This is a genomic window from Flavobacterium resistens, assembly GCF_900182645.1.
Lineage (GTDB): Bacteria > Bacteroidota > Bacteroidia > Flavobacteriales > Flavobacteriaceae > Flavobacterium > Flavobacterium resistens.
On record NZ_FXTA01000002.1, the window covers coordinates 440619 to 461020 of the forward strand.

The window sequence follows — 20402 nt, forward strand, 5'->3', positions numbered from 1 at the left end:
ATGGAAGATAAAAGTATATTTAAATCCTGGGTGCCAAAGTGGGCGATCATTATTATTTTGTTCGTTTGTCTTTTGCATTCTATGATTTTATTGGGAGTTTATACGTCGAACGTAACGTATGCGGCAAGTTTTCTGGATATTGAGCCTGAAGATTTGCAGTTTGCGATGTGCGTAACGTACGGAACTTTACTGGCTACAATCTTGATAGAAAGCCGATTTTCGAGTTTTTTTCCTGCAAAAAATTACCTGATGGCAGTTTATTCCTTAATCGGGATTACGATTGTTTCATCGGCGTATATTACCAGTTTTCCAGTTTTTTTATTGATGAGAGTTGCCGAAGGAATTCTGATGGCGCTTCCGGTAATTACAATCAGACAATTGCTTATTGAGCAGTTCAATACTAAAAATGCCATTATTATTGGATTTTCATTTTACTACGGCGCGCTGTTGTTGTCTACGCCGTTTATTATGAATATTGCCGTTTGGTTTCTCGATCATTACGACTGGAAATACATGTTATATGTTTCGGGCGGACTTCAGGTTTTAAACGTCTTTTTAATCTTAGTTACTTTCAGAGGGCACCGAATCACAAAGAAAATCCCGTTATATCAAATTGATTGGATGAGTTATTTTTTGGTTTTAATTTCAATTCTTTGCGGTGCCTACTTTTTTGTTTATGCAGAGAAAAAATATTGGTTGCAGTCTTCTGAAATGGTTTTAATATTGATGATTTCACTCATTACAGGCGGATTGTTCATCTTTAAAGAACGTTTGGTAAAAAGACCAAGTTTCAATTTTGAAGTTCTAAAATATGCCAATCTTAGAATTGGGTTTTTATTGTTTTTCCTTTTTTATATCAGCAGAGCAACGCTGAGTCTTTGTCATTCGGCGATGTTTTCGATTTGGAATTGGGATCCGTCACGTGTTGCTGGAGTACAATACATCAACGGATTAGGAAATGTAATCGGCTTGGTTTTAGCTGCTTTTTTTCTGATGAAATCCGTTTCGACTAAAATTATTTTCATGATTGGTTTTACGCTTATTGCTATTTTCCACTTCTGGTTTACGTTTCTTTTTGTGCCAGATGTTGCGTTGAGCGATATTATCATTCCCTATATTTTGCAAGGAATCGGTGTTGGGTTTTTATTTGTTCCGCTCATCTTATTTACCACATCATCGGTTCCGGCAAATATGGCGGTTTCTTCAGGAATTGTAGGCGTTTCGGGGCGTTTTTGGGGAAGTACGATTGGTTTCTGTGTAATGCAGAATGCGATGGTTTTCTTGAATAAAAAACACTTCTTGAAACTAAGTCAATTCGTAACGGGAGAAAATACAGAAGCGCAACAAACAATTGCAAGTACAACACAAAGTTTTATTGCCAAAGGTTATTCGGCAGACAATGCGAATGTTTTAGCCATGAAAAAGATTTTCGGAACCGTTGCTAAACAATCAACTTTACTAGCCGATATGGAAATTTATACGATTGTTGGATATGGTTTAGTGGTTTTGATTATTCTGATTGCGTGTAATCAACATTTGAGACAAACGATGACTTTGGTGAAAAGTAAGATTTGGATTGGCTAATAGCTTAATGAATTTTGTTTTCTTTCCCGGTTAGTAAATTATCAATTTTCATGGATAGTTTTTTAGCTCCAATTTTGTTTAAATGATCGGCGTCATAAAAATCAGCATCTTCAAATGATTTATCACTTAAAAAGTTATAGTAAGATGCATTTGGATTGTTTTTAACAAATCGATTCATGAAATTAATAGTAGCATAAAGCTGTGCAGCATTTAAATTTTCGACATATGTTTTATTAGCCGGACATGTGATGAAAATTATTTTTGCATTCTTTGAATTGGCTAATTGTACAATGTTTTTAAGGATTTCGGTATTTTCTTGAAAATATAAACTGTCATGTATATTTTTGGTGTGCCTTTTGGCAGCCGATTTTCCTGTTTCGATTAAATCTTTTTTCGTAGTTGAGCTGGAAATTACGCCCGATCCATATTTATTGCATGTAATATTTTTAACCTTGTGATAGATGTAGTATTCTTTGATGCGTTCAATGTTGTCGCTAATTTTGCCATTAAATAATTCGAAATGATTTGAAGGGTTGTAATTGTTGCCTGTATTTATATTATAGTAAATAATATAGTTTTTTATTCTCCAACTTTCAATTCCGGTTTCCAGTTTAGAAAAAAGAGAAAAATAATCGACAGGGATTATAATATATTTTAGTTTTTTAAGTCTTGATTCGTATTTTTTTAAAATCTCATAATCATAATCCAATGATTGTGAAATAGCCGCACTATTAAAGCCATTGTGTTTCATGAATTGAGGATCAACGCCATAATAAGTATGCGAACTTCCTAAAATCAAAGTTTCAATTTCAGCCGAATTTTCGTCCAGGTATTTATTTTTGAATAAATAGTCATTTGGAATATTGGTAAGCATTAATTCCATAAACGCCAAGCCCAGAAATACAGGGAATAAGAAAAAGATGCTGTTTATAATGAATTTTCGCATAACTAAAATTGGAAGTAAATAAATTGTTGTTCTGAACCAGAAAAATACAATATTGTTATTACTAAAATGTAATAAAATCCCCAGCGGACTGCTTTGCTCTTGATTGGTAATTTAGATAGTGCAAACTCATTTTCTCTGCCTAGCCATTCGATAATCATAAATAGAAGTATAATCAGTATCAATTTTTTTGGCAGTATTTGTGGCTTGGTAAAAAGTGTTTGCGAGAATATTTTAGCGATAAAATGATACGCATGTCGTATGCTTTCTGATCTAAAGAAAATCCAAGCAAAAACCGTCAGCCCAAAAGTGACAACAATTGAGAAGAATTCTTTTAAACTCGGCAGTATTTTACCTTGCGCAGCTATATCAAGATTGTTTCTGTTTGTTTTAAAAATAATCGAAGGCATTATAAATAAGGCATTTAAAAATCCCCAGGCGATAAATGTCCAGTTTGCGCCATGCCAAAATCCACTTACAATAAAAATAATAAAGGTATTTCGAATTGTTTTCCACATTCCGCCTTTACTTCCTCCCAGTGGAATGTACAAATAGTCTTTAAACCAACTTGAAAGCGATATGTGCCAGCGTCTCCAAAATTCTGCAATATCTCTTGAAAAATAAGGAAACGAAAAGTTTTTTAGTAAATCAATCCCTAAAAGGCGAGCAACTCCTAATGCGATATCAGAATAGCCTGAGAAATCTCCGTAAATTTGAAAAGCAAAGAATATTGCTCCCAATAAAAGTGTACTTCCGGAATAACTAGCAGAATCATTAAAAATAGAATTTGCATAAACCGCACAAGAATCTGCAATGACAACTTTCTTAAATAATCCCCATAAAATTTGTCGTGATCCGTCAATTGCTTGCAGATAATCAAATTTTCTTTTCTGTTTAATTTGAGGCAGAAGATGCGTTGCTCTTTCAATTGGTCCGGCAACCAGTAATGGAAAAAAAGAAACGAAAACCGAATAATTGATAAAGCTTTCTTCGGCTTTAATTCTGTTTTTATAAATATCAATTACATACGATAAGCCGTGAAAAGTATAAAACGAAATCCCAACAGGAAGAATAACTTTTAAAGTCCAAGGATTGACATGAAGCCCAAAATTTGAAATTGCTTTGGCGAAGGAATCAGCAAAAAAGTTATAATATTTAAAGACAGCCAAAAAGCCCAAATTGATCGAAATACTAATCCAAAACCAATTTCTTTTTGTGACAGGATTCAATGTGTTTTGCATTTTTAATCCTGTAAAATAATCCAGCAGCGTAGAAAATACTAAAAGAAATAAAAAACGCCAATCCCAGAAAGCATAAAAGAAATAACTGGAAACCAATAGTAAAATGTTTTGATACTGAAGTGATTTTTTGCCAATAAGCCAATAAAGGATAAATATTATAGGCAAGAATATCGCGAAATCAATCGAGTTAAAAAGCATTGTACTGTTTTATTTGGGGTTACTCTTCTGAGTTGTTTTACGATTTAAAATATGGGTGCAAATAACGACTTTTTCTGTTATCTGGCATAACTTTTCTATTTATAGAATGAAGTGAAAAATTCGGCCACCGATTATAAGATTTAACGAATAAAAAATCTGAGCAAATCTGTTTAAATCGTTTATCCCGATAGCTATCAGGACTGCGAGATTCAAAAAAAACTCTGCGAGAAACCTCCCGTAACCCTGTAAAAAATAAGTATCTTGCAGCCGTTAAAAAAATAAAATAAATATATGAGCCAGCAATGTGTAATTTTTGATATGGACGGCGTTATTTGCCATACCAACCCCGATCATGCAAAAGCTTTTCAAGCATTCTTTGACAAATATCAGATTCCTCATTCAGAGAAAGAATTTGAAGAGCATATGTATGGAAAACATAACGGATATATCATGACACATTTCTTCAAACGTCCAATTACTGGAGAAGAATTGACCAAACTTGAAGATGAAAAAGAAGCAATGTTTCGTGAGATTTATAAAGACAAAGTCGAAACGATTCCGCATTATTTGGAGTTTTTAAACGAGTTAAAATCCCGCGGATTTAAAACGGCCGTTGGAACATCTGCTCCACGTGCCAATTTGGATTTAATTGCGAATGCGTTGAAACTAGGCAAAAAAATGGATTCGATGATGTCAAGTGAAGACGTTACGTTTCATAAACCAAATCCAGAAGTTTATCTAAAATCGGCTGAGCGTGTTGGAGTTTTACCGTCGGATTGTGTGGTTTTCGAAGATTCGTTTTCGGGCGTTACGGCAGGATTAAATGCAGGAATGAAAGTGGTTGGCGTTTTGAGTTCGCATACAAAAGAGCAGCTGCCGCCATGCGATTTTTATATTAATGATTATAGTGAGATTAATGTGGATAAGATAATTGAATTGTTAAATACCAATTCTTAAAATTCCTCTCGATAGCTATCGGGACCAAAACTATAGGAGACCTTTGTCAAAGTTTTAAACTTTGACAAAGGTTTTTATTTTTTCTTAAGAAACAATCCATTGTCTCCTATTGCATATACAGCGCCATCTTTAGTAATAATTTTAAAGATTCGTTCTGTATTTTTATTATAAGCTATTTTCCAATTTAAGCCACCATCTCTAGTTTCGTAAATTTTCCCGTCATCTGTTGAATAATATCCCGTTTTTTCATTAATAAAACAAACAGACGATGTAGAGCCAGACAAGTTTGATACTTTTGTCCAACTAGTTGATCCGTTAATAGTTTTATGTAATTCATGTCTGGAATTAATATAATAACCAATATTGTCTGAAATAAAAGAAATGGAATGAATGTTTGAATCCGAATTCAATGTGTTGGTCCAGGATTTACCTCCATCAATAGTTTTGATAATTATTCCATTATCTATAGCACCTCCTCCGGTAAAGCCATTTGCAGTATAGCCACCGTAAGCATATGAAACTAAATCTGAGGTTATTTCTAAGTTATCGACACTAGGGCCATCATAGATTTTCGTCCAAGTATTTCCAGAATCATCTGATTTTAATATCGAACCATTTCTTACAAGCAAGCCTTTTGAAGGATTAAAAAACTTAATGGCAAAAATAGTTGAACCGCTTGAAAGGCTTTGAACTTTACTAAATGTAGTACCTGAATTTGTAGTAACAAACATATCAAGTCTTGCAGTATAGAATTTTTGTTCATTTACCATAAAAGCACTCATAAAGGTTTGCTTATCTCCTACATTAAGTACATTCCATGTTTTTCCGCCATTATTAGTTTTTGCTAAAAATCCTAATGTGCCACAAATTATTCCTTGATTTTTATTTATAAAGGAAATGTCAGTTAAGCCTTGAGTGGTATAGGCATCCATTTTCTCAAATGAATCTCCATTTTTGCCTTCATCAGAAGAACAGCCAATAATTCCTAAACTAAGAATCAGGAAACAAATCATTTTTTTCATAACAATCTTTTTTTTAATAGATGTTTGAATATCAAAATGGTTGCGTAAAATTGGGAAGAATTTTTTTGTTTAAATTTATTTAGAGATATTTTTTATCTGGATATTTCTAAAATCAATAGGTGAACGCTCATAGTTTAAAGAGATTTTACCTTCTGTAGCAGAAGCTTCCGTGCATTCATTTATTAATTTTCCGTTTAAATATTGCTTGATTTTTCCATTGAAAGATTTAATGACAACCAAATTCCATTCACCATAAGGTTTTTCATTTTCTAAAAATTTAGGCGAAACCACACTTGCGCCGGCTTCAACTAATTTTCCATTTACTTTTGCCGTTACGTTATCCAAAAAGATAAAATCTCCGGTAGTTTTTTCTTTTATTTGAAACTGAATTCCTTTTGGCCAGATTCTATCAGAAGCATCTAACGGAATATTATACATCACGCCGCTGTTTTTCACGCCTTTCATTTTGTATTTCTCGTCAATATTCCATCTGTATTCAAGTGCAAGCTCAAAGTTTTTATAGCTTTTTTTGGTCATCAAACAACTTGGATCTTCTCCGTGCATGCGAATCATTCCGTCTGTGAACTCATAAACATTTGAAGGCTCTTGTTGTGCGGTATTAGATTTTGTAAAAGCATACCAATCGTTTATTTCTAAACTTTTTTGCTGAACAAGACATGAATTTAGAATAAAAAGAAGACCAAAAGCAAAAGTTGATTTTTTTAACATGATTATAAGTTTGGAACGAAATTGATTCGTTTGATTGACGATTTTTCAAAAGTAAAAATAATTATATCGAATAATATAAAAATGCGGAGTTCTGTTTTTTTTGTTTTGAAATTTTAAAAAGAGTTCCGGAGGAACGGAACATTATGTAGGGATGGATTTTAATCCATCTTCGGAATCAGAATCGTCATTTTTTGTCATTCCGAGGAACGAGGAATCTCCACGAGAAACTCGACAATCTAAATCGACAATCTTTGTAGAGCTACTTGTGGAGATTCCTCGTTCCTCGGAATGACAAACTAGACGAATTTACTTCATTGAATAATAAAGTTAAATGAATTGCCTCCTGCTTTAGCTGGAGGTTTTTTTGTGTTTGAAAATGGAAAAGGCTTTGGCCGAAGTCTTTGTCACATCTCTTCATTTTTTCATCGTGAGTAGTATATATGAAAAAAAAAGTAAAACAATAATTATTTATTGTTTTACTTTTTTAAGAACATTTAAAAAATCTTTTCAATCTGTAAATCCTTTCGCATCGGGATTGTTATGGATGAAAAATTAGAATGCAAATGGGAAAAATCATTATATGTTTTTATTTAACAAAGTAATTGTTTTTTAAGTACTTTATTAAAGTGTATAGTATAATTATTGAAAAACATGACACGCTTAAAATCAATAAACCGTCAGTAAGTTTGTTATCTATTTCAAATATTTTTGAAATAAAAAAAATCGTAATGGATATTGTACCGATTATTCTCAAAAAGAACCTTATATGATTTTGGTTTTTATTCATAATAAAAAGAATTATTGATTTTTAGGTGTGTTTTGATCGTCATTACCACGCGGTCCCATATATGGTTCTTGCCAAATTTGCATCGTAGGGCTTCCACCACCAAACTTATTTGTTTGAAGATATCCAGTATATGTTACATGATTTGTGTTATTAAGGGTAAATGAGCCGATGCCTAATGAATTTGAAAATTGACCAACCGCTTCAAAAACAATCGTATTGCCATAGGTACTTATGTTTACTGTTGTCTGAGAGTAATCTCCTGCCATATCAATACCATATTTGTAAGTTGTCACAGAAGATTCGCTAACATTACCATTAGCGTCTAGATTATAATCGACTCGAACAGCAATATTAGCTGCAGGAAAAGTGTTGTCAAAATATAGTGTTGAGGAATATTTGTATGGTGGGTCATCATTGGTTAAAGCGTTTTTACTAGCTTTTTTGTTTTTTAAATTATTGTATAATATTTGTCTCCATTTTTGAGATCCTAAATTATCTTCTATAGAAACTCCATTTGAGCTTATCATTTTAGAGCTTTCAAAATTAGTTTTGAGTGATTTTAATGTAGCTTCTAGTTCTTTTGAATTTGCCGCTTTATAGCTTGGCTTTTTAATATTTGAGTTCTCTATGGTGTAACCATAAGTTTCAGCTAAAATTTTAATTTGGTTTTCTGAATTAACTTGTTTGTTTGTGTATTCGATTTGATTGTCATTATCGCAACTTGTAAAAGTTGTAATTAAAACTAAAGCTGGTAATATAGCATTTTTCGTAAGATTAATAATTTTCTTAGCGTTGAGTAACTGTGGAATCATAAAAAAAAAATTAAAATTAAGTTTGATGTATACTCAAAAGTAAGATTTTTTTTAATTAAAAAAAAGAAAAAATAAGATTATTTGTACAATTGTATTTTTGGTGTATGTTTTTTTTATTTTAAATAAAATAATATGATAGCCAATTTATTTTTGATGACACATGATATTGTAAAGACCATCAAATATAAATTGTTTTTGAAACTAATAGGCATTTTGTCTTTAGTTTTTTTAATTATTGACGAATTGTGGATAAGGTATTAAAAAAAAAAAGCTCCTGAAAAAATCTTTCAGAAGCTTTGTTTAAGTGCGGATAATAGGACTCGAACCTACACGCCTTGCGGCACCAGATCCTAAGTCTGGCATGTCTACCAATTTCACCATATCCGCGTAATTGTGGGTGCAAAGATAAGCATACTTTCGAATATTCAAAGAAAAATTTCAAAAAAAATATTAATTTTCTTTTTGGTACTTTTGGGTTTCTATAAAAATAATTTAAATGGAAAATATTAAGTCCTACGTTCAACAACATAAAGATCGGTTTATCAATGAATTGATCGAATTATTAAAGATTCCGTCGGTAAGTGCTGACACTGCATATTCTCAAGATGTTATTGACACAGCAGAGGCTGTAAAAGAAAGTTTATCAAAAGCAGGATGCGATTATGTCGAAACTTGCGACACTCCAGGTTACCCAATTATCTACGGAGAGAAAATAATAGATCCAAATCTTCCAACGGTTTTAGTTTACGGACACTACGATGTTCAACCGCCAGATCCATTAGAATTATGGACTTCACCACCATTTGAACCTGTTATCAAAACTACAGACATTCACCCAGAAGGCGCAATCTTCGCGCGTGGAGCGTGTGACGACAAAGGTCAAATGTACATGCACGTAAAAGCACTTGAATTAATGGTTCAAAGCAATACTTTGCCTTGTAACGTAAAATTCATGATTGAAGGCGAGGAAGAAGTTGGTTCTGCAAGTTTGGCTTGGTTCGTAGAACGCAATCAGGAAAAACTGAAAAACGACGTTATCCTAATTTCTGATACCGGAATGATTTCAAATCAACAACCATCTATCACGACTGGTTTAAGAGGTTTAAGTTATGTTGAGGTAGAAGTTACAGGTCCAAACCGCGATTTGCATTCAGGTTTATACGGAGGAGCAGTGGCGAACCCAATTAATATTTTGGCAAAAATGATCGCTTCGCTTCACGACGAAGACAATCATATTACAATTCCGGGATTCTACGATAAAGTTCAGGAATTATCTGCAGAAGAAAGAGCAGAAATGGCAAAAGCGCCTTTCAGCTTAGAAAAATATAAAAAAGCCTTAGATTTAAATGATGTTTACGGCGAAAAAGGTTATGTAACAAACGAACGTAATTCTATCCGTCCGACATTAGACGTAAACGGAATTTGGGGTGGTTATACTGGTGAAGGAGCAAAAACAGTTATTGCGAGCAAAGCTTTTGCTAAAATCTCAATGCGTTTGGTTCCAAATCAGGATTGGGAAGAGATTACAGAATTGTTTACAAAACATTTTACAAGTATCGCTCCGGCCGGAGTTACGGTAAAAGTAACGCCTCATCACGGTGGACAAGGTTATGTAACGCCAATTGACAGCATCGGTTATCAGGCAGCAAATAAAGCGTATACAGAAACGTTTGGAGTTCCTGCAATTCCGGTTCGTTCTGGAGGAAGTATTCCAATTGTGGCTTTGTTTGAAAAAGAATTAAAAAGCAAAACAATCCTTATGGGATTTGGTTTGGACAGCGATGCAATTCACTCGCCAAATGAGCATTTCGGAATCTTTAATTACTTGAAAGGAATTGAGACTATTCCGTTGTTTTACAAGTATTTTGTAGAATTGAGTAAATAAGAAAATGAGATTTAAAACTATTTTATTTCTCGTTCTAATTGCTCTTTTTGGTTGCCAGAGATCGGAAAAATCGAACATTATAGAAATTCCCGAACCTAGACCATATCAGAAAGAGGTCGCAATTCCGAAAAAGAATGAGGTATTCACGGCTGATAATCAATTTTTAGGTACAGAGGACAGTCTTATAGCGATGTTAAAGAAAAGGGCACTCTATAAAATTGCAGAACTATCTAAAAAAGAAAGTGAATTTGTTTGTAATTGTTTTATCGAGCAAATGAGAAATACAAAAGATAGTGATTCTATCTTTCTTGAAGGTCTAAATAAATGTAGTGCACTTTTGAAAAAACAAAGAAAAGCACAACCCGATTTCTATTTTTACACTAAAAATGGCGATTTTGTTGGTACCAAACCTACTGTAAAAGCCAGGATAAAAAAAGAACTCAAAGAGGCGAAAGTAAAAAGCATTTCTGGACCTGTTCTGGATGATGTGATTGATTGTCTTGGTAAAAAATATAGAAATATGACAACTAAAGAAATTGAAAATCATGATACTTTACTTCTGGAGTGTGTGATAGATAATTATCCTAAAGAGACTAAATAAATCTTTATTTCAATATAAAAATCCGTTCAGTAATGAGCGGATTTTTTTGTTTCCAGTGTTTTTGAAGTTTAAGTAATATTTGGGCGTTTTCGCCGCGGCGAACGGGCTATCCGCTATATCTTTTTATTTTTAAAGAAAAAATAAAAAGGATACCGCTTCTATCCCTAACGCTCAGAAATACTATTGAATATTCAGGATTTCGAGTTTTTGATTTCTTTCAGGCTACTTAATGTTTTAAGATTGAAGTTAATGCGTTTAAATTAATTTAGTATTTTTATAAGGAAATAACTAAAAAAATACCGCTATGATCTCAAAATTAAATTCGGTTTCCAAGATAAAAATAGTTTTGTGTTTTGCTTTTATTTTGTTTTATAATCTCAGAACTACTGCGCAAGAAACAAAACCCCAAGTAGGTTATTATCAAACAGCAGATTTGACCGAGAAACCAACTTATCCAGGAGGAATGCCGGAGTTTTATAAATTTGCCGGCCATTTTTATAAAGTGCCATCAACGCCAACCGGAATTGTGTTAAAAGGAACCATAAAGGTTACTTTTATTGTTCAAAAAGATGGCTCACTAACGGATATGAAAGTTGTCAAAGATCTTGGTTACGGCACTGGTGAAGAGGCTTTAAGAGTACTACGATTGTCCCAAAAATGGATACCTGGCAAACTAAACGGCAAAGTGGTGCCGGCTGAATTTCATCTTCCAATTTCTATTCAAGAACCTGATAAGCAATAGTAAAATTTTAATTAAATAAAAATTTTGCTATAAAAGTTGTACGTTTGATTTTTATTTCTACATTTGTAGAGCAATGTCTATAAATGTAGAAATTATAATTTTTATGAAAAATCATTTTTTATTATTTTTTTGTGGATTACTGCTATTAAGTTGTAAAAGCCAACCGGTCAATCAGAAAATTGATCATAAGAAAGAAGGCGTTTGGATTGATAATTATGTACAAGACAGCACGACTTATAAATCGTATGAATATTACAAACACGATGTTCCGGTAAAAAAGTGGAAATCCTATATCAACGGAAAAATTTATAAAACAGAAAAATATAAAAACGGAATTTGTATTGTAAGAAGTTATTACGAAAACGGAAAATTAGAATCTAAAGGAAAAACAAAATTAGAAACCAATTCGGTTGAAACACATTGGTTTTATTTTGGAGAATGGAAATTCTATTCGGATAAAGGAAAATTAAAAAGCATCAAAAATTATAGTAAAGGCGAATTAATCTCGGAACAAAATATTAAATAAACTGCTAACATTCAGCCATGAAAAAAATAATTGTTTTTAGTTTTATTGTCATGATTTGTCTTTCCGCGAAAGCGCAGACTTATAAAGAATGGGTTCGCAAAGCAGATTCTTGCTACGGGAAGGAAAACTATAAAATGGCTGTTGCTTTTTATGAAAAAGCTTTTAAAATTGAGCAAAAATCTGCGAAAAACTTTTACAATGCAGGCTGTTCTGCGTCTATGGCAAAAGAGAATAAAAAGGCATTTAAATGGTTGAATTTAGCCATTGACAATGGATTTCAAAACATGGATAAACTTCAAGTTGATAGGGATTTAATGGTGTTGCATTCAGAAAAAGAATGGAAAAAAACAATTGAGAAACTGCAAAAGAAGTTAGAGATTATCGGAGTAAGTTACGATAAGGTGCTGGAAAAAGAATTATCGGAAATTTATATTGAAGATCAGGAAATTCGTGGAGAATTTATGAATGTTTATAAATCCCCAAAATCGGATAAGAAAAAAATTGACAGTATTGGTAAAATCATGTTAAGAAAGGACAGCATTAACCTTATCAAGGTTATGAAAATACTAGACGAAAGAGGATGGTTAGGAAAAAATGTTGTTGGTGTTCAGGGAAATAAGACTTTGTTTTTGGTTATTCAGCATTCTAATTTAAAATACCAGCAAAAGTATTTGCCAATGCTGAGACAGGCGGTTAAAAATGGCAATGCAAGTCCAATAAATTTGGCGTATTTGGAAGATAGAGTGGCGTTGAGAGAAGGAAGGCATCAAATTTATGGAAGCCAAAGCGCAAAGAATAAAAAAACGAACAAATGGTACATATCGCCTCTGATTGATCCAGATAATGTAGATAAAAGGCGCGCAGAAGTCGGGCTTGGTCCTATAGCAGATTATGCAGTAAAAATGAATATAGACTGGAATTTGGAAGAGTATAAGAAAGAATTGCCAGAATTGGAAAAACTTGAAAATATTAAAGAATAAAGAATAAAGAGGCATATTAATCAAAATGAATCTGCTACAAAAAACTTAGAATCTCAGAACCTTAGAACCTTAAAAAAATGCAATTATCAAACTCAGAAGAACAATTAATGGAACATTTATGGAAACTTGAAAAAGCTTTCATGAAAGATTTGCTAGAAGCATATCCAGAACCAAAACCTGCAACAACAACAGTTGCAACGCTTTTGAAAAGAATGATTGACAAGCAATTTGTCGCATATAACGAATTCGGGAATTCAAGAGAATATTATCCATTGGTGAAGAAAACAGATTATTTTTCGAAACACGTAAAAGGATTGATCAGTAATTTCTTCAATAACTCGGCATCACAATTTGCTTCGTTTTTTACAACTGAAACAAATTTGAGCGCTTCAGAATTGGAAGATCTTAAGAAAATAATCGACTCGGAAATTCAAAAAAAGAAAAAATGACAGACTTTCTTATAAAATCAGCTATTGCTTTGGCTTCTTTTCTTGCCTTTTACCATTTTGTATTAGAGCGCGAAAAAATGCATCAGTTTAATCGATTCTTTTTGCTTTTTGCGATTGTATTTTCGTTAGTTGTTCCTTTTGTTTCATTTGAAATTATCAAAGAAATTCCGGTAAATTCTTCGAATCTGCAAGTTGTAAATCAGCCACTAATTCAGATGCAAACTGTTGTCGAGAAAACCAATTATAAATTGATTTTCTTATGGAGTTTATATGCGTTGGTGACGTTAATATTAGCGTTAAGATTTGGAAGAAACATTAAAAACTTCAAGTCTAAAATAAGCAGTAATCCTGCAGTTGATTTTAAAAATTCGAAATTGATTTTGGTAGAAGAAAAAATTCTTCCGCATACTTTTCTGAATTACATTTTTATCAACGCTGATGACTATAAAACTCAAAATATTGAAGCTGAATTATACATGCATGAGTTAGTTCATGTAAGTCAAAAACACACATTAGACATTTTGTTTGTGGAGTTTTTAAAGACTATTTTTTGGTTTAATCCACTCTTTTTATTTTATAAAAAAGCAATACAACTTAACCACGAATTTCTTGCCGATCAGGAAATTGTGAAAACTTATAATGATGTTCCATTTTATCAAAATCTGCTTTTAAATAAAGCAAGTGGAACTCAAACGATTTACTTGGCCAGTAATTTGAATTATTTAGTAACAAAAAAACGATTAATTATGATGAAAAAAAGAACATCAAAAAACACAGCGTTTCTAAAGAAAATTGCTGCCTTGCCCGTTGTCATTGGTTTAATGTTCCTCTTATGTGTGGAAACTATTGCCCAAGAAACAAAAACGGATATAAAAAATCAAAAAGCACAGAATGCTTCGTCTTTCGATAAATACTACGCAAATACTGCTTTTGTCTTCAAAAGTAAAAGTAGTAAAGTTTTTGTTGAAAAAAAGTACTCTGAATTAACAGAACAGGAAAAAAAGCTTATTCCGCCTGTGCCATCTCTTGCAAAAAAATCTCCTGATTCAAAGGAATATGAAGGTTTCAAAAATAGTGAAAATTATGCTGTTTGGATTGATGGAAAACATGTTTCTAATTCAGAATTAAATGAATATCAGGCAAGTAATTTTGTTTCTTATTTTAATAGTATTGTGCATAAAAATGCGAGAAGTAAGAAGTTTCCGCAAAGGTATCAAGTGACATTGTTTACTGCTGAAGGTTATGATAAAGCGTATGGTAAAAATCAAATACGAGATGCCGGAACCATAACAATTATGGCTAGTGAAGACACGCGTAAAAGTAAAATTCAAAAAACGCCAGAAAAAGAAACCACAGCAACTATAAACGATGTTGAAAGACAACCTGAATATCCAGGCGGCATATTGGAGTTCTACAAATTTGTAGGGAAGAATTTCAAAGTACCTTCGGAAGAGGCAGCAAACAAAATTCAAGGAAAAGTTATAGTAGAATTTATGATTGAAACAGATGGTTCGCTTTCAGAGTTTCAAGTAGTAAAAGATTTAGGTTTTGGAATAGGCGATGAGGCAATTCGTGTTTTAAAACTTTCTCCAAAATGGAATCCAGGAATTCAAAAAGGACAGCCAGTTCGTGTGCTTTATACTTTGCCAATAACTATTCAAAATAAAGATACAGCCAAATAAGATGAAATGAAAAAGCAGGTAACTTTGCCTATAACAATTCAGTCGGAAAAATAAATTTTTAAATACTGAGGTTCAAAGGAAGAAAAACCTTTGAACCTTTGTCACTTTGTCCCTTCAAAAAAAAATCCGCTTCTTTTGCATCTAAGAAGCGGATAAAATAAACTAAAAAAAAATTCTAAAAAATAAAAATTAAAAAACTTAGACTAAAACAAGTCCGGGTTATATCCAAAATAAGGCACGATTTGTTCATTAAAAATTACGCCGTATTCTTCTAATTCATTTAAAATGGGTTCGTAAACTTCTTTTTTAATTGGAAGTTGAACGCCTGGAGTTGTGATTTTTCCGTTTAAAATCAATAATGTTGCCATCGCAACCGGAAGTCCAACTGTTTTTGCCATTGCGGTGTAAGTTTGGTCGTCGCCAATGCAAACCATTTTTGAATCGATTTGTTTTTTCTCGCCGTTTAGCTCGTAACCGAATTTATGATACATGACAATCATGTCTTTATCTTCAGTTTCCAAAGTCCAACTGTCAGTCAGTATTTTTTCTAAAATTTGAGCTGGAGTTGCATTTGGAAGATTCACTTTTTTGTTTGGGTTGAATAAATCCAGTTCCAAAAGTTTATCCCACATAATATCATCCTGATCAATTTTCAGAATAAATCTCGTTTTTATTTCAACAGAATCCGTTGGATGGTAAGGCAAAAACGAATTCATAAATTGACGGTAACTCATGTTTTCAGAATCTTCGATAATATAACTGTCATCTGTCATTCCGAGTTGAACAAACATATTCCAGGCTTTTGAAAAACCAACTCTTCGAATTGTTCCTCTATATAAAGTCAGGACATCATCAAGTCCGTAAACCGATCTGTATTTAAGCGAATCGCGATTTGAATACGCTTCAAATTTTCCATAGCCTTCTACTTCCAGGAATTCAGTTCTGCGGAACAAGGCGCTGTACGGGATGTATTTATAAGTGCCCTCCTGAATAAATTTAGCCGCACCGCCTTGTCCAGCTAAAACTACATTTCTTGGTGCCCAGGTAAATTTGTAATTCCATAGATTATTGTCAGATTCAGGTGCTACAAGTCCGCCGCAGAAAGATTCAAACAAAAGCATTTTACCGCCTTTTGATCGAATTTCATCAATTACTTTCATGGCGCTCATATGATCAATTCCCGGATCAAGGCCAATTTCATTCATGAAAATCAAATTGTTTTTCTTGGCTTCTTCATCAAGCGCCTGCATGGCATCACTTATATAAGAAGCTGTAACAAGATGTTTTTTGAATTGAAGGCAATCTTTTGCAATTTCGATATGCAAATGAGCCGGAAGCATTGAAATCACAATAGAAGCTTTTTCAATCGCCGATTTTCTTTCTTCAGCGTTAAAAATATCTAAAGCAATTGGAGTCGCATTTGGGTGCTTTTGTGTCTTTTTTTCGGCCAAGGCCAAAGATAGATCTGCAACAACCAAATGAAGGTTCTCGCTCTCCGATTTTGAAAGTAAATAACAAATCAATGACGACGCTGAGCGCCCAGCTCCAAAAATTAATATGCTTCTCATATTTTATATTTATAACACAAATATATTAAAATGTTATAAATATAACAATGTGAAATAGGAAAAAATGTAATTTATTTTTGAAATAAGTTAAAATGTAAATATTTAAGTTTCTGAGCTATTTTTTGGCAAAAAGCAAACGCTTTTTTCTAATTGTATTGAGTATTTTTGCATAGTAATTAGAAAACAAAAACATGAAAAGAAGAATAGTTTTGACGGGAGCTTTTATCGGAATGTTAGCTATTATTTTAGGCGCTTTTGGAGCTCATTTATTAAAAAAATATTTATCTGTAGAAGAACTAAATACTTTTGAAGTTGGGGTTCGTTATCAAATGTATCATGCTTTCTTTTTATTTTTTGTTTCGACAAGAAAAGATATCGCTGAAAAGACTTTAAAAACAATTTATAATTTGGTTCTTGGAGGTGTTATTCTTTTTAGCGGTTCGATTTATTTATTGGCTACAAAAAACTTCACTTTATTCGATTTTAAATTTATAGGATTCGCAACACCTTTAGGCGGAATGCTATTAATTTTCGCTTGGTTGACCTTATTTGTTACTATTTTGAGGCAAAAATCATAAAATCCCGAATAAAAAATTCTATCTAAAAATTAATATTTAATTTTGTCTCATAAATAACATATAATCTTATTTGTGTGAATTTATTTTGTTTTTGACTTTAAAAAGAGAAAAATATAACAAATTGACACAAAAGGTTATAAGATAACAAATTAGAAGCTCTTATTTTTTTATTTTATTGAATTTAAAGTTCATTTTTTGCTTTTTTGATATAAATAAAAGTGAAATTGAAATATTTTTAAAGGATTTACAATAAATCTGTAATTTTGCATTCTATCAAACATCACACACAACTTAAAATTTATGGACACTAACACACTTTTCTCGCAATCGATTTCGTTAAAAGAATTAGGAATTGAAAATGCTAAAGTTCGCTATCAATTATCCCCAGATGAATTGCATGCCATTACTTTACAATCAGGCCAGGGTGTCGAAAGCTCAACAGGAGCATTGGCTATTAATACAGGTGAATTTACAGGACGTTCTCCACAAGATCGTTTTATTGTAAAAGATTCGATTACAGAAGATAAAGTTTGGTGGGGAAATGTAAATATTCCTTTTGCACCAGAAGCTTTTGAAAAACTATATAATAAGGTAACAAAGTTTTTATCAGACAAAGAAGTCTTTGTTCGTGATTCATACGTTTGTTCTGATGACAAGTACAGATTAAATGTTCGTGTTGTAACTGAAACGGCTTGGTCAAACTTGTTTTGCTACAATATGTTCTTAAGACCAGAAGAATCTGAATTGGCAAACTTTACTCCAGAATGGACAGTAGTTTGTGCTCCAAGTTTTATGGCAGATCCTGCTGTTGATGGAACGCGCCAATCTAACTTCGCAATTTTGGATTTTACTAAAAAAATCGCTCTTATTGGTGGAACTGGTTATACAGGAGAAATGAAAAAAGGAATTTTCTCTGCATTAAACTTCATTTTACCAGTTTTCAAAAATACACTTCCGATGCACTGTAGTGCTAATGTTGGTAAAGACGGTGATACTGCGATTTTTTTCGGATTGTCAGGAACAGGGAAAACAACTTTATCAGCAGATCCAGAACGTAAATTAATTGGAGACGATGAACACGGATGGACAAGCGAGAATTCAGTTTTCAACTTTGAAGGAGGTTGTTATGCGAAAGTAATCAACTTATCTGAGGAGAATGAACCAGACATTTACAGAGCAATCAAAAAAGGTGCGCTTTTAGAAAATGTGGTTTTCAAAGCTGGAACTAATGAAGTGGATTATGATGATGTTTCAATCACTCAAAACACACGTGTTAGTTATCCAATAACACATATTGACAATATTCAGCCAGGTTCGATTGGTCACAATCCTAAAAATATATTTTTCTTGACGGCAGATTCTTTTGGAATTTTGCCTCCAATCTCAAGATTGACTCCAGGTCAGGCAGCGTATCATTTTATTTCTGGATATACTGCAAAAGTAGCTGGAACTGAAGCTGGTGTAACTGAACCACAGCCAAATTTCTCTGCTTGTTTTGGAGCGCCATTTATGCCTTTGCATCCAACAAAATATGCTGAAATGTTAAGCAAAAAAATGAAAGATGCAGGAGTTAAAGTTTGGTTGATCAACACAGGATGGACTGGCGGACCTTACGGAACAGGAAGCCGTATGAAACTAAAATATACTCGTGCTATGATTACTGCCGCATTAAACGGAGAACTGGATAATGTAGAGTACAAAGATCACGCAGTATTTGGAATTGCAAAACCACAATCTTGTCCAAACGTTCCAGAGGAAATTTTAAATCCAAGAAATACTTGGGCAGACAAAGATTTATATGATAAAAAAGCGTTAGAATTAGCTCAGAAATTCAAAGCTAATTTTGCCAAATTTGAAGAATTTGCGAATGCTGAAATTTTAGCAGGAGCACCGATTACAGAATAAAGGGGGCAATTACTAATTCAAAATTAAAAAAGCTGTTCAATTTGAACAGCTTTTTTTGTTTCCAATCGCAGAAAAAAAAATAAAATAAACACTGAAAACTGCGACCGGAAACTGAGATTTATATATTTATTTTTTTGCTTCGTCAATACGTTTCTGAATCAAATCCCAAGCGTAATAATGAAATGTCATTCCGTTGCTCATCGCTACGAAAAGTCCGTTTTTATATGCTCCACCTAAATTTACATTTGTAACATCAGCACCGTCACATTCGATAGTAGAAGTTGGAATTTCAGCCAATAATGGATGATTGTTCGGATTTCCTTTTGCGCCTTCTCTCGGGTAGACCATAAAAGAATTTGCTTGCTGATTTGAAACTAAAATATATCCTGTAGAATCAGTTTTTTTGTAAATCGCAATTCCTTCATGATCAGCTTTGAAATCTTTTTGACCAAAGAAAGCCAATTCTTTATTATCGTTTAAAGAAGGATCAGCTTTGTATTTTCTGATTCCAACTTGTTCGTCGCAATAGTAAACAAAATCTAATTCGTTATCAACAGCAATGGCTTCGATTTCTTTTTTGCCACTGTAAGTTCCAAATTTGCGAACCACTTTTGCCGTAGCGAATTTTCCATTTCCGGAAAGTTCATATTGCCATAAATAACTTCCTGAAGTCCCGGTTTTTCTTCCTACAATCGCAAAAATCTTTTTATCGCTTGGACGTGTATACAGTGCAATTCCCATCGGATCTCTTTCTACATCGCCTTCAAAAACTGGAATTCCGCCGTTGTCAATTGGTTCTAAATCGGGTAAACTAAAAATTCTGATTTTGTTGCTTTCGCGTTCTGTGGTAATGGCAATGTCCACTTTTTTTCCGTCAATTAGTAATCCGTAAGCGATATCAACATTGTTTGGGCGTTTTAATGGAATTGATTTTTTAAGGATTTTCCCTTTCAAATCAAAAGCATATAATCCGCCGTCTGTATCTTTATCAGTTCCAACTATTATACTTTTTGAAGCGTCAGTTGGGTGAATCCAAATCGATGGATCATCTGTATCGTGAGGCAAAGCTTGAGTAACGGTTGTCGGTTTTAATGCATTTGGCTGAATTGGCGCTAATTTATCATCTTTGCAAGCGGTAAATGAAACCGCTAAAAACAAAAGAGCAACTAAAGATTTATTTTTCATTATGTTATATATTTTAATGCAATTAGAC

Annotated in this window: 17 protein-coding genes, 1 tRNA gene and 1 pseudogene; 11 read left to right on the top strand and 8 right to left on the bottom strand. The window is 33.0% G+C overall.

Going from position 1 to position 20402, the window contains the following annotated elements; genetic code table 11:
* Nucleotides 1–1584 carry an MFS transporter gene (locus FN795_RS08005; protein ID WP_142450141.1) on the top strand — a complete coding sequence of 528 codons (1584 nt, stop codon included), beginning with the start codon at nucleotides 1–3 and terminating at the stop codon, nucleotides 1582–1584.
* Between the two features lie 4 nt (nucleotides 1585–1588).
* Here FN795_RS08005 and FN795_RS08010 read toward each other — a convergent pair whose 3' ends face one another.
* Together FN795_RS08010 and FN795_RS08015 are read right to left on the bottom strand one after the other, a co-directional pair.
* Nucleotides 1589–2530 (bottom strand): hypothetical protein, encoded by a 942-nt coding sequence (locus FN795_RS08010; RefSeq protein ID WP_142450142.1) that lies wholly within the window; start codon nucleotides 2528–2530, stop codon nucleotides 1589–1591.
* A 2-nt stretch (nucleotides 2531–2532) separates the two neighbouring features.
* Nucleotides 2533–3966 carry an MBOAT family O-acyltransferase gene (locus FN795_RS08015; protein ID WP_142450143.1) on the bottom strand — a complete coding sequence of 478 codons (1434 nt, stop codon included), beginning with the start codon at nucleotides 3964–3966 and terminating at the stop codon, nucleotides 2533–2535.
* 291 nt (nucleotides 3967–4257) lie between these two features.
* Between FN795_RS08015 and FN795_RS08020 the strand changes: the two are divergent.
* Nucleotides 4258–4785: pseudogene (locus FN795_RS08020) on the top strand (HAD family hydrolase); the annotation flags it as partial.
* 212 nt (nucleotides 4786–4997) lie between these two features.
* On the opposite strand, the gene FN795_RS08025 reads toward FN795_RS08020, so the two are convergent.
* From FN795_RS08025 to FN795_RS08040, 4 genes are all read right to left on the bottom strand, one after another.
* A complete protein-coding gene (locus FN795_RS08025; protein ID WP_142450145.1) occupies nucleotides 4998–5945 on the bottom strand; it encodes a WD40/YVTN/BNR-like repeat-containing protein in 948 nt (315 codons plus the stop codon).
* A gap of 75 nt (nucleotides 5946–6020) precedes the next feature.
* Nucleotides 6021–6674, bottom strand: coding sequence for a 3-keto-disaccharide hydrolase (locus tag FN795_RS08030; protein ID WP_142450146.1), 654 nt, complete (start codon nucleotides 6672–6674; stop codon nucleotides 6021–6023).
* A 798-nt stretch (nucleotides 6675–7472) separates the two neighbouring features.
* Nucleotides 7473–8273, bottom strand: a complete 801-nt coding sequence (locus FN795_RS08035; protein WP_142450147.1) for a hypothetical protein — start codon at nucleotides 8271–8273, stop codon at nucleotides 7473–7475.
* Between the two features lie 305 nt (nucleotides 8274–8578).
* Nucleotides 8579–8660 (bottom strand) — tRNA-Leu (locus tag FN795_RS08040).
* A gap of 109 nt (nucleotides 8661–8769) precedes the next feature.
* Here FN795_RS08040 and FN795_RS08045 point away from each other — a divergent pair.
* The 7 genes from FN795_RS08045 (at nucleotide 8770) to FN795_RS08075 (ending at nucleotide 15138) form a co-directional block, all read left to right on the top strand.
* A complete protein-coding gene (locus FN795_RS08045; RefSeq protein ID WP_035645934.1) occupies nucleotides 8770–10158 on the top strand; it encodes a dipeptidase in 1389 nt (462 codons plus the stop codon).
* Nucleotides 10159–10162: 4 nt separating this feature from the next.
* Nucleotides 10163–10759, top strand: coding sequence for a hypothetical protein (locus FN795_RS08050; protein WP_142450148.1), 597 nt, complete (start codon nucleotides 10163–10165; stop codon nucleotides 10757–10759).
* 304 nt (nucleotides 10760–11063) lie between these two features.
* A complete protein-coding gene (locus tag FN795_RS08055) occupies nucleotides 11064–11501 on the top strand; it encodes an energy transducer TonB (protein ID WP_142450149.1) in 438 nt (145 codons plus the stop codon).
* A gap of 103 nt (nucleotides 11502–11604) precedes the next feature.
* Nucleotides 11605–12027, top strand: a complete 423-nt coding sequence (locus FN795_RS08060) for a hypothetical protein (RefSeq protein WP_142450150.1) — start codon at nucleotides 11605–11607, stop codon at nucleotides 12025–12027.
* Nucleotides 12028–12044: 17 nt separating this feature from the next.
* Complete coding sequence (locus tag FN795_RS08065; RefSeq protein WP_142450151.1) at nucleotides 12045–13007, top strand: DUF6624 domain-containing protein; 963 nt, start codon at nucleotides 12045–12047, stop codon at nucleotides 13005–13007.
* 77 nt (nucleotides 13008–13084) lie between these two features.
* On the top strand, nucleotides 13085–13456 hold the full coding sequence (locus FN795_RS08070) for a BlaI/MecI/CopY family transcriptional regulator (RefSeq protein ID WP_142450152.1): 372 nt from the start codon (nucleotides 13085–13087) through the stop codon (nucleotides 13454–13456).
* Nucleotides 13453–15138 (top strand): M56 family metallopeptidase, encoded by a 1686-nt coding sequence (locus tag FN795_RS08075; RefSeq protein ID WP_142450153.1) that lies wholly within the window; start codon nucleotides 13453–13455, stop codon nucleotides 15136–15138. Before FN795_RS08070 ends, FN795_RS08075 begins: the two co-directional genes overlap by 4 nt.
* 203 nt (nucleotides 15139–15341) lie before the next feature.
* On the opposite strand, the gene FN795_RS08080 is transcribed toward FN795_RS08075, so the two are convergent.
* Complete coding sequence (locus FN795_RS08080) at nucleotides 15342–16706, bottom strand: saccharopine dehydrogenase family protein (protein ID WP_142450154.1); 1365 nt, start codon at nucleotides 16704–16706, stop codon at nucleotides 15342–15344.
* 191 nt (nucleotides 16707–16897) lie between these two features.
* Here FN795_RS08080 and FN795_RS08085 point away from each other — a divergent pair, with 191 nt between their 5' ends.
* Nucleotides 16898–17284, top strand: coding sequence for a DUF423 domain-containing protein (locus FN795_RS08085; protein WP_142450155.1), 387 nt, complete (start codon nucleotides 16898–16900; stop codon nucleotides 17282–17284).
* Between the two features lie 300 nt (nucleotides 17285–17584).
* Nucleotides 17585–19189: a phosphoenolpyruvate carboxykinase (ATP) gene (gene pckA / locus FN795_RS08090; RefSeq protein WP_142450156.1), complete on the top strand. Its 1605-nt coding sequence runs from the start codon at nucleotides 17585–17587 to the stop codon at nucleotides 19187–19189.
* Between the two features lie 126 nt (nucleotides 19190–19315).
* Here pckA and FN795_RS08095 read toward each other — a convergent pair whose 3' ends face one another.
* Complete coding sequence (locus tag FN795_RS08095) at nucleotides 19316–20374, bottom strand: phytase (protein WP_142450157.1); 1059 nt, start codon at nucleotides 20372–20374, stop codon at nucleotides 19316–19318.
* Nucleotides 20375–20402 lie beyond the last annotated feature (28 nt).

What these genes read in the sequence shown, in the direction of transcription:
- FN795_RS08060 (WP_142450150.1), top strand. Translation starts at nt 11,605, where the DNA reads ATGAAAAATCATTTTTTATTATTTTTTTGTGGATTACTGCTATTAAGT.
- FN795_RS08015 (WP_142450143.1), bottom strand. Translation starts at nt 3,966, where the DNA reads ATGCTTTTTAACTCGATTGATTTCGCGATATTCTTGCCTATAATATTT.
- FN795_RS08010 (WP_142450142.1), bottom strand. Translation starts at nt 2,530, where the DNA reads ATGCGAAAATTCATTATAAACAGCATCTTTTTCTTATTCCCTGTATTT.
- FN795_RS08030 (WP_142450146.1), bottom strand. Translation starts at nt 6,674, where the DNA reads ATGTTAAAAAAATCAACTTTTGCTTTTGGTCTTCTTTTTATTCTAAAT.
- FN795_RS08045 (WP_035645934.1), top strand. Translation starts at nt 8,770, where the DNA reads ATGGAAAATATTAAGTCCTACGTTCAACAACATAAAGATCGGTTTATC.
- FN795_RS08055 (WP_142450149.1), top strand. Translation starts at nt 11,064, where the DNA reads ATGATCTCAAAATTAAATTCGGTTTCCAAGATAAAAATAGTTTTGTGT.
- pckA (WP_142450156.1), top strand. Translation starts at nt 17,585, where the DNA reads ATGGACACTAACACACTTTTCTCGCAATCGATTTCGTTAAAAGAATTA.
- FN795_RS08085 (WP_142450155.1), top strand. Translation starts at nt 16,898, where the DNA reads ATGAAAAGAAGAATAGTTTTGACGGGAGCTTTTATCGGAATGTTAGCT.
- FN795_RS08080 (WP_142450154.1), bottom strand. Translation starts at nt 16,706, where the DNA reads ATGAGAAGCATATTAATTTTTGGAGCTGGGCGCTCAGCGTCGTCATTG.
- FN795_RS08075 (WP_142450153.1), top strand. Translation starts at nt 13,453, where the DNA reads ATGACAGACTTTCTTATAAAATCAGCTATTGCTTTGGCTTCTTTTCTT.
- FN795_RS08025 (WP_142450145.1), bottom strand. Translation starts at nt 5,945, where the DNA reads ATGAAAAAAATGATTTGTTTCCTGATTCTTAGTTTAGGAATTATTGGC.
- FN795_RS08070 (WP_142450152.1), top strand. Translation starts at nt 13,085, where the DNA reads ATGCAATTATCAAACTCAGAAGAACAATTAATGGAACATTTATGGAAA.
- FN795_RS08095 (WP_142450157.1), bottom strand. Translation starts at nt 20,374, where the DNA reads ATGAAAAATAAATCTTTAGTTGCTCTTTTGTTTTTAGCGGTTTCATTT.
- FN795_RS08050 (WP_142450148.1), top strand. Translation starts at nt 10,163, where the DNA reads ATGAGATTTAAAACTATTTTATTTCTCGTTCTAATTGCTCTTTTTGGT.
- FN795_RS08035 (WP_142450147.1), bottom strand. Translation starts at nt 8,273, where the DNA reads ATGATTCCACAGTTACTCAACGCTAAGAAAATTATTAATCTTACGAAA.
- FN795_RS08005 (WP_142450141.1), top strand. Translation starts at nt 1, where the DNA reads ATGGAAGATAAAAGTATATTTAAATCCTGGGTGCCAAAGTGGGCGATC.
- FN795_RS08065 (WP_142450151.1), top strand. Translation starts at nt 12,045, where the DNA reads ATGAAAAAAATAATTGTTTTTAGTTTTATTGTCATGATTTGTCTTTCC.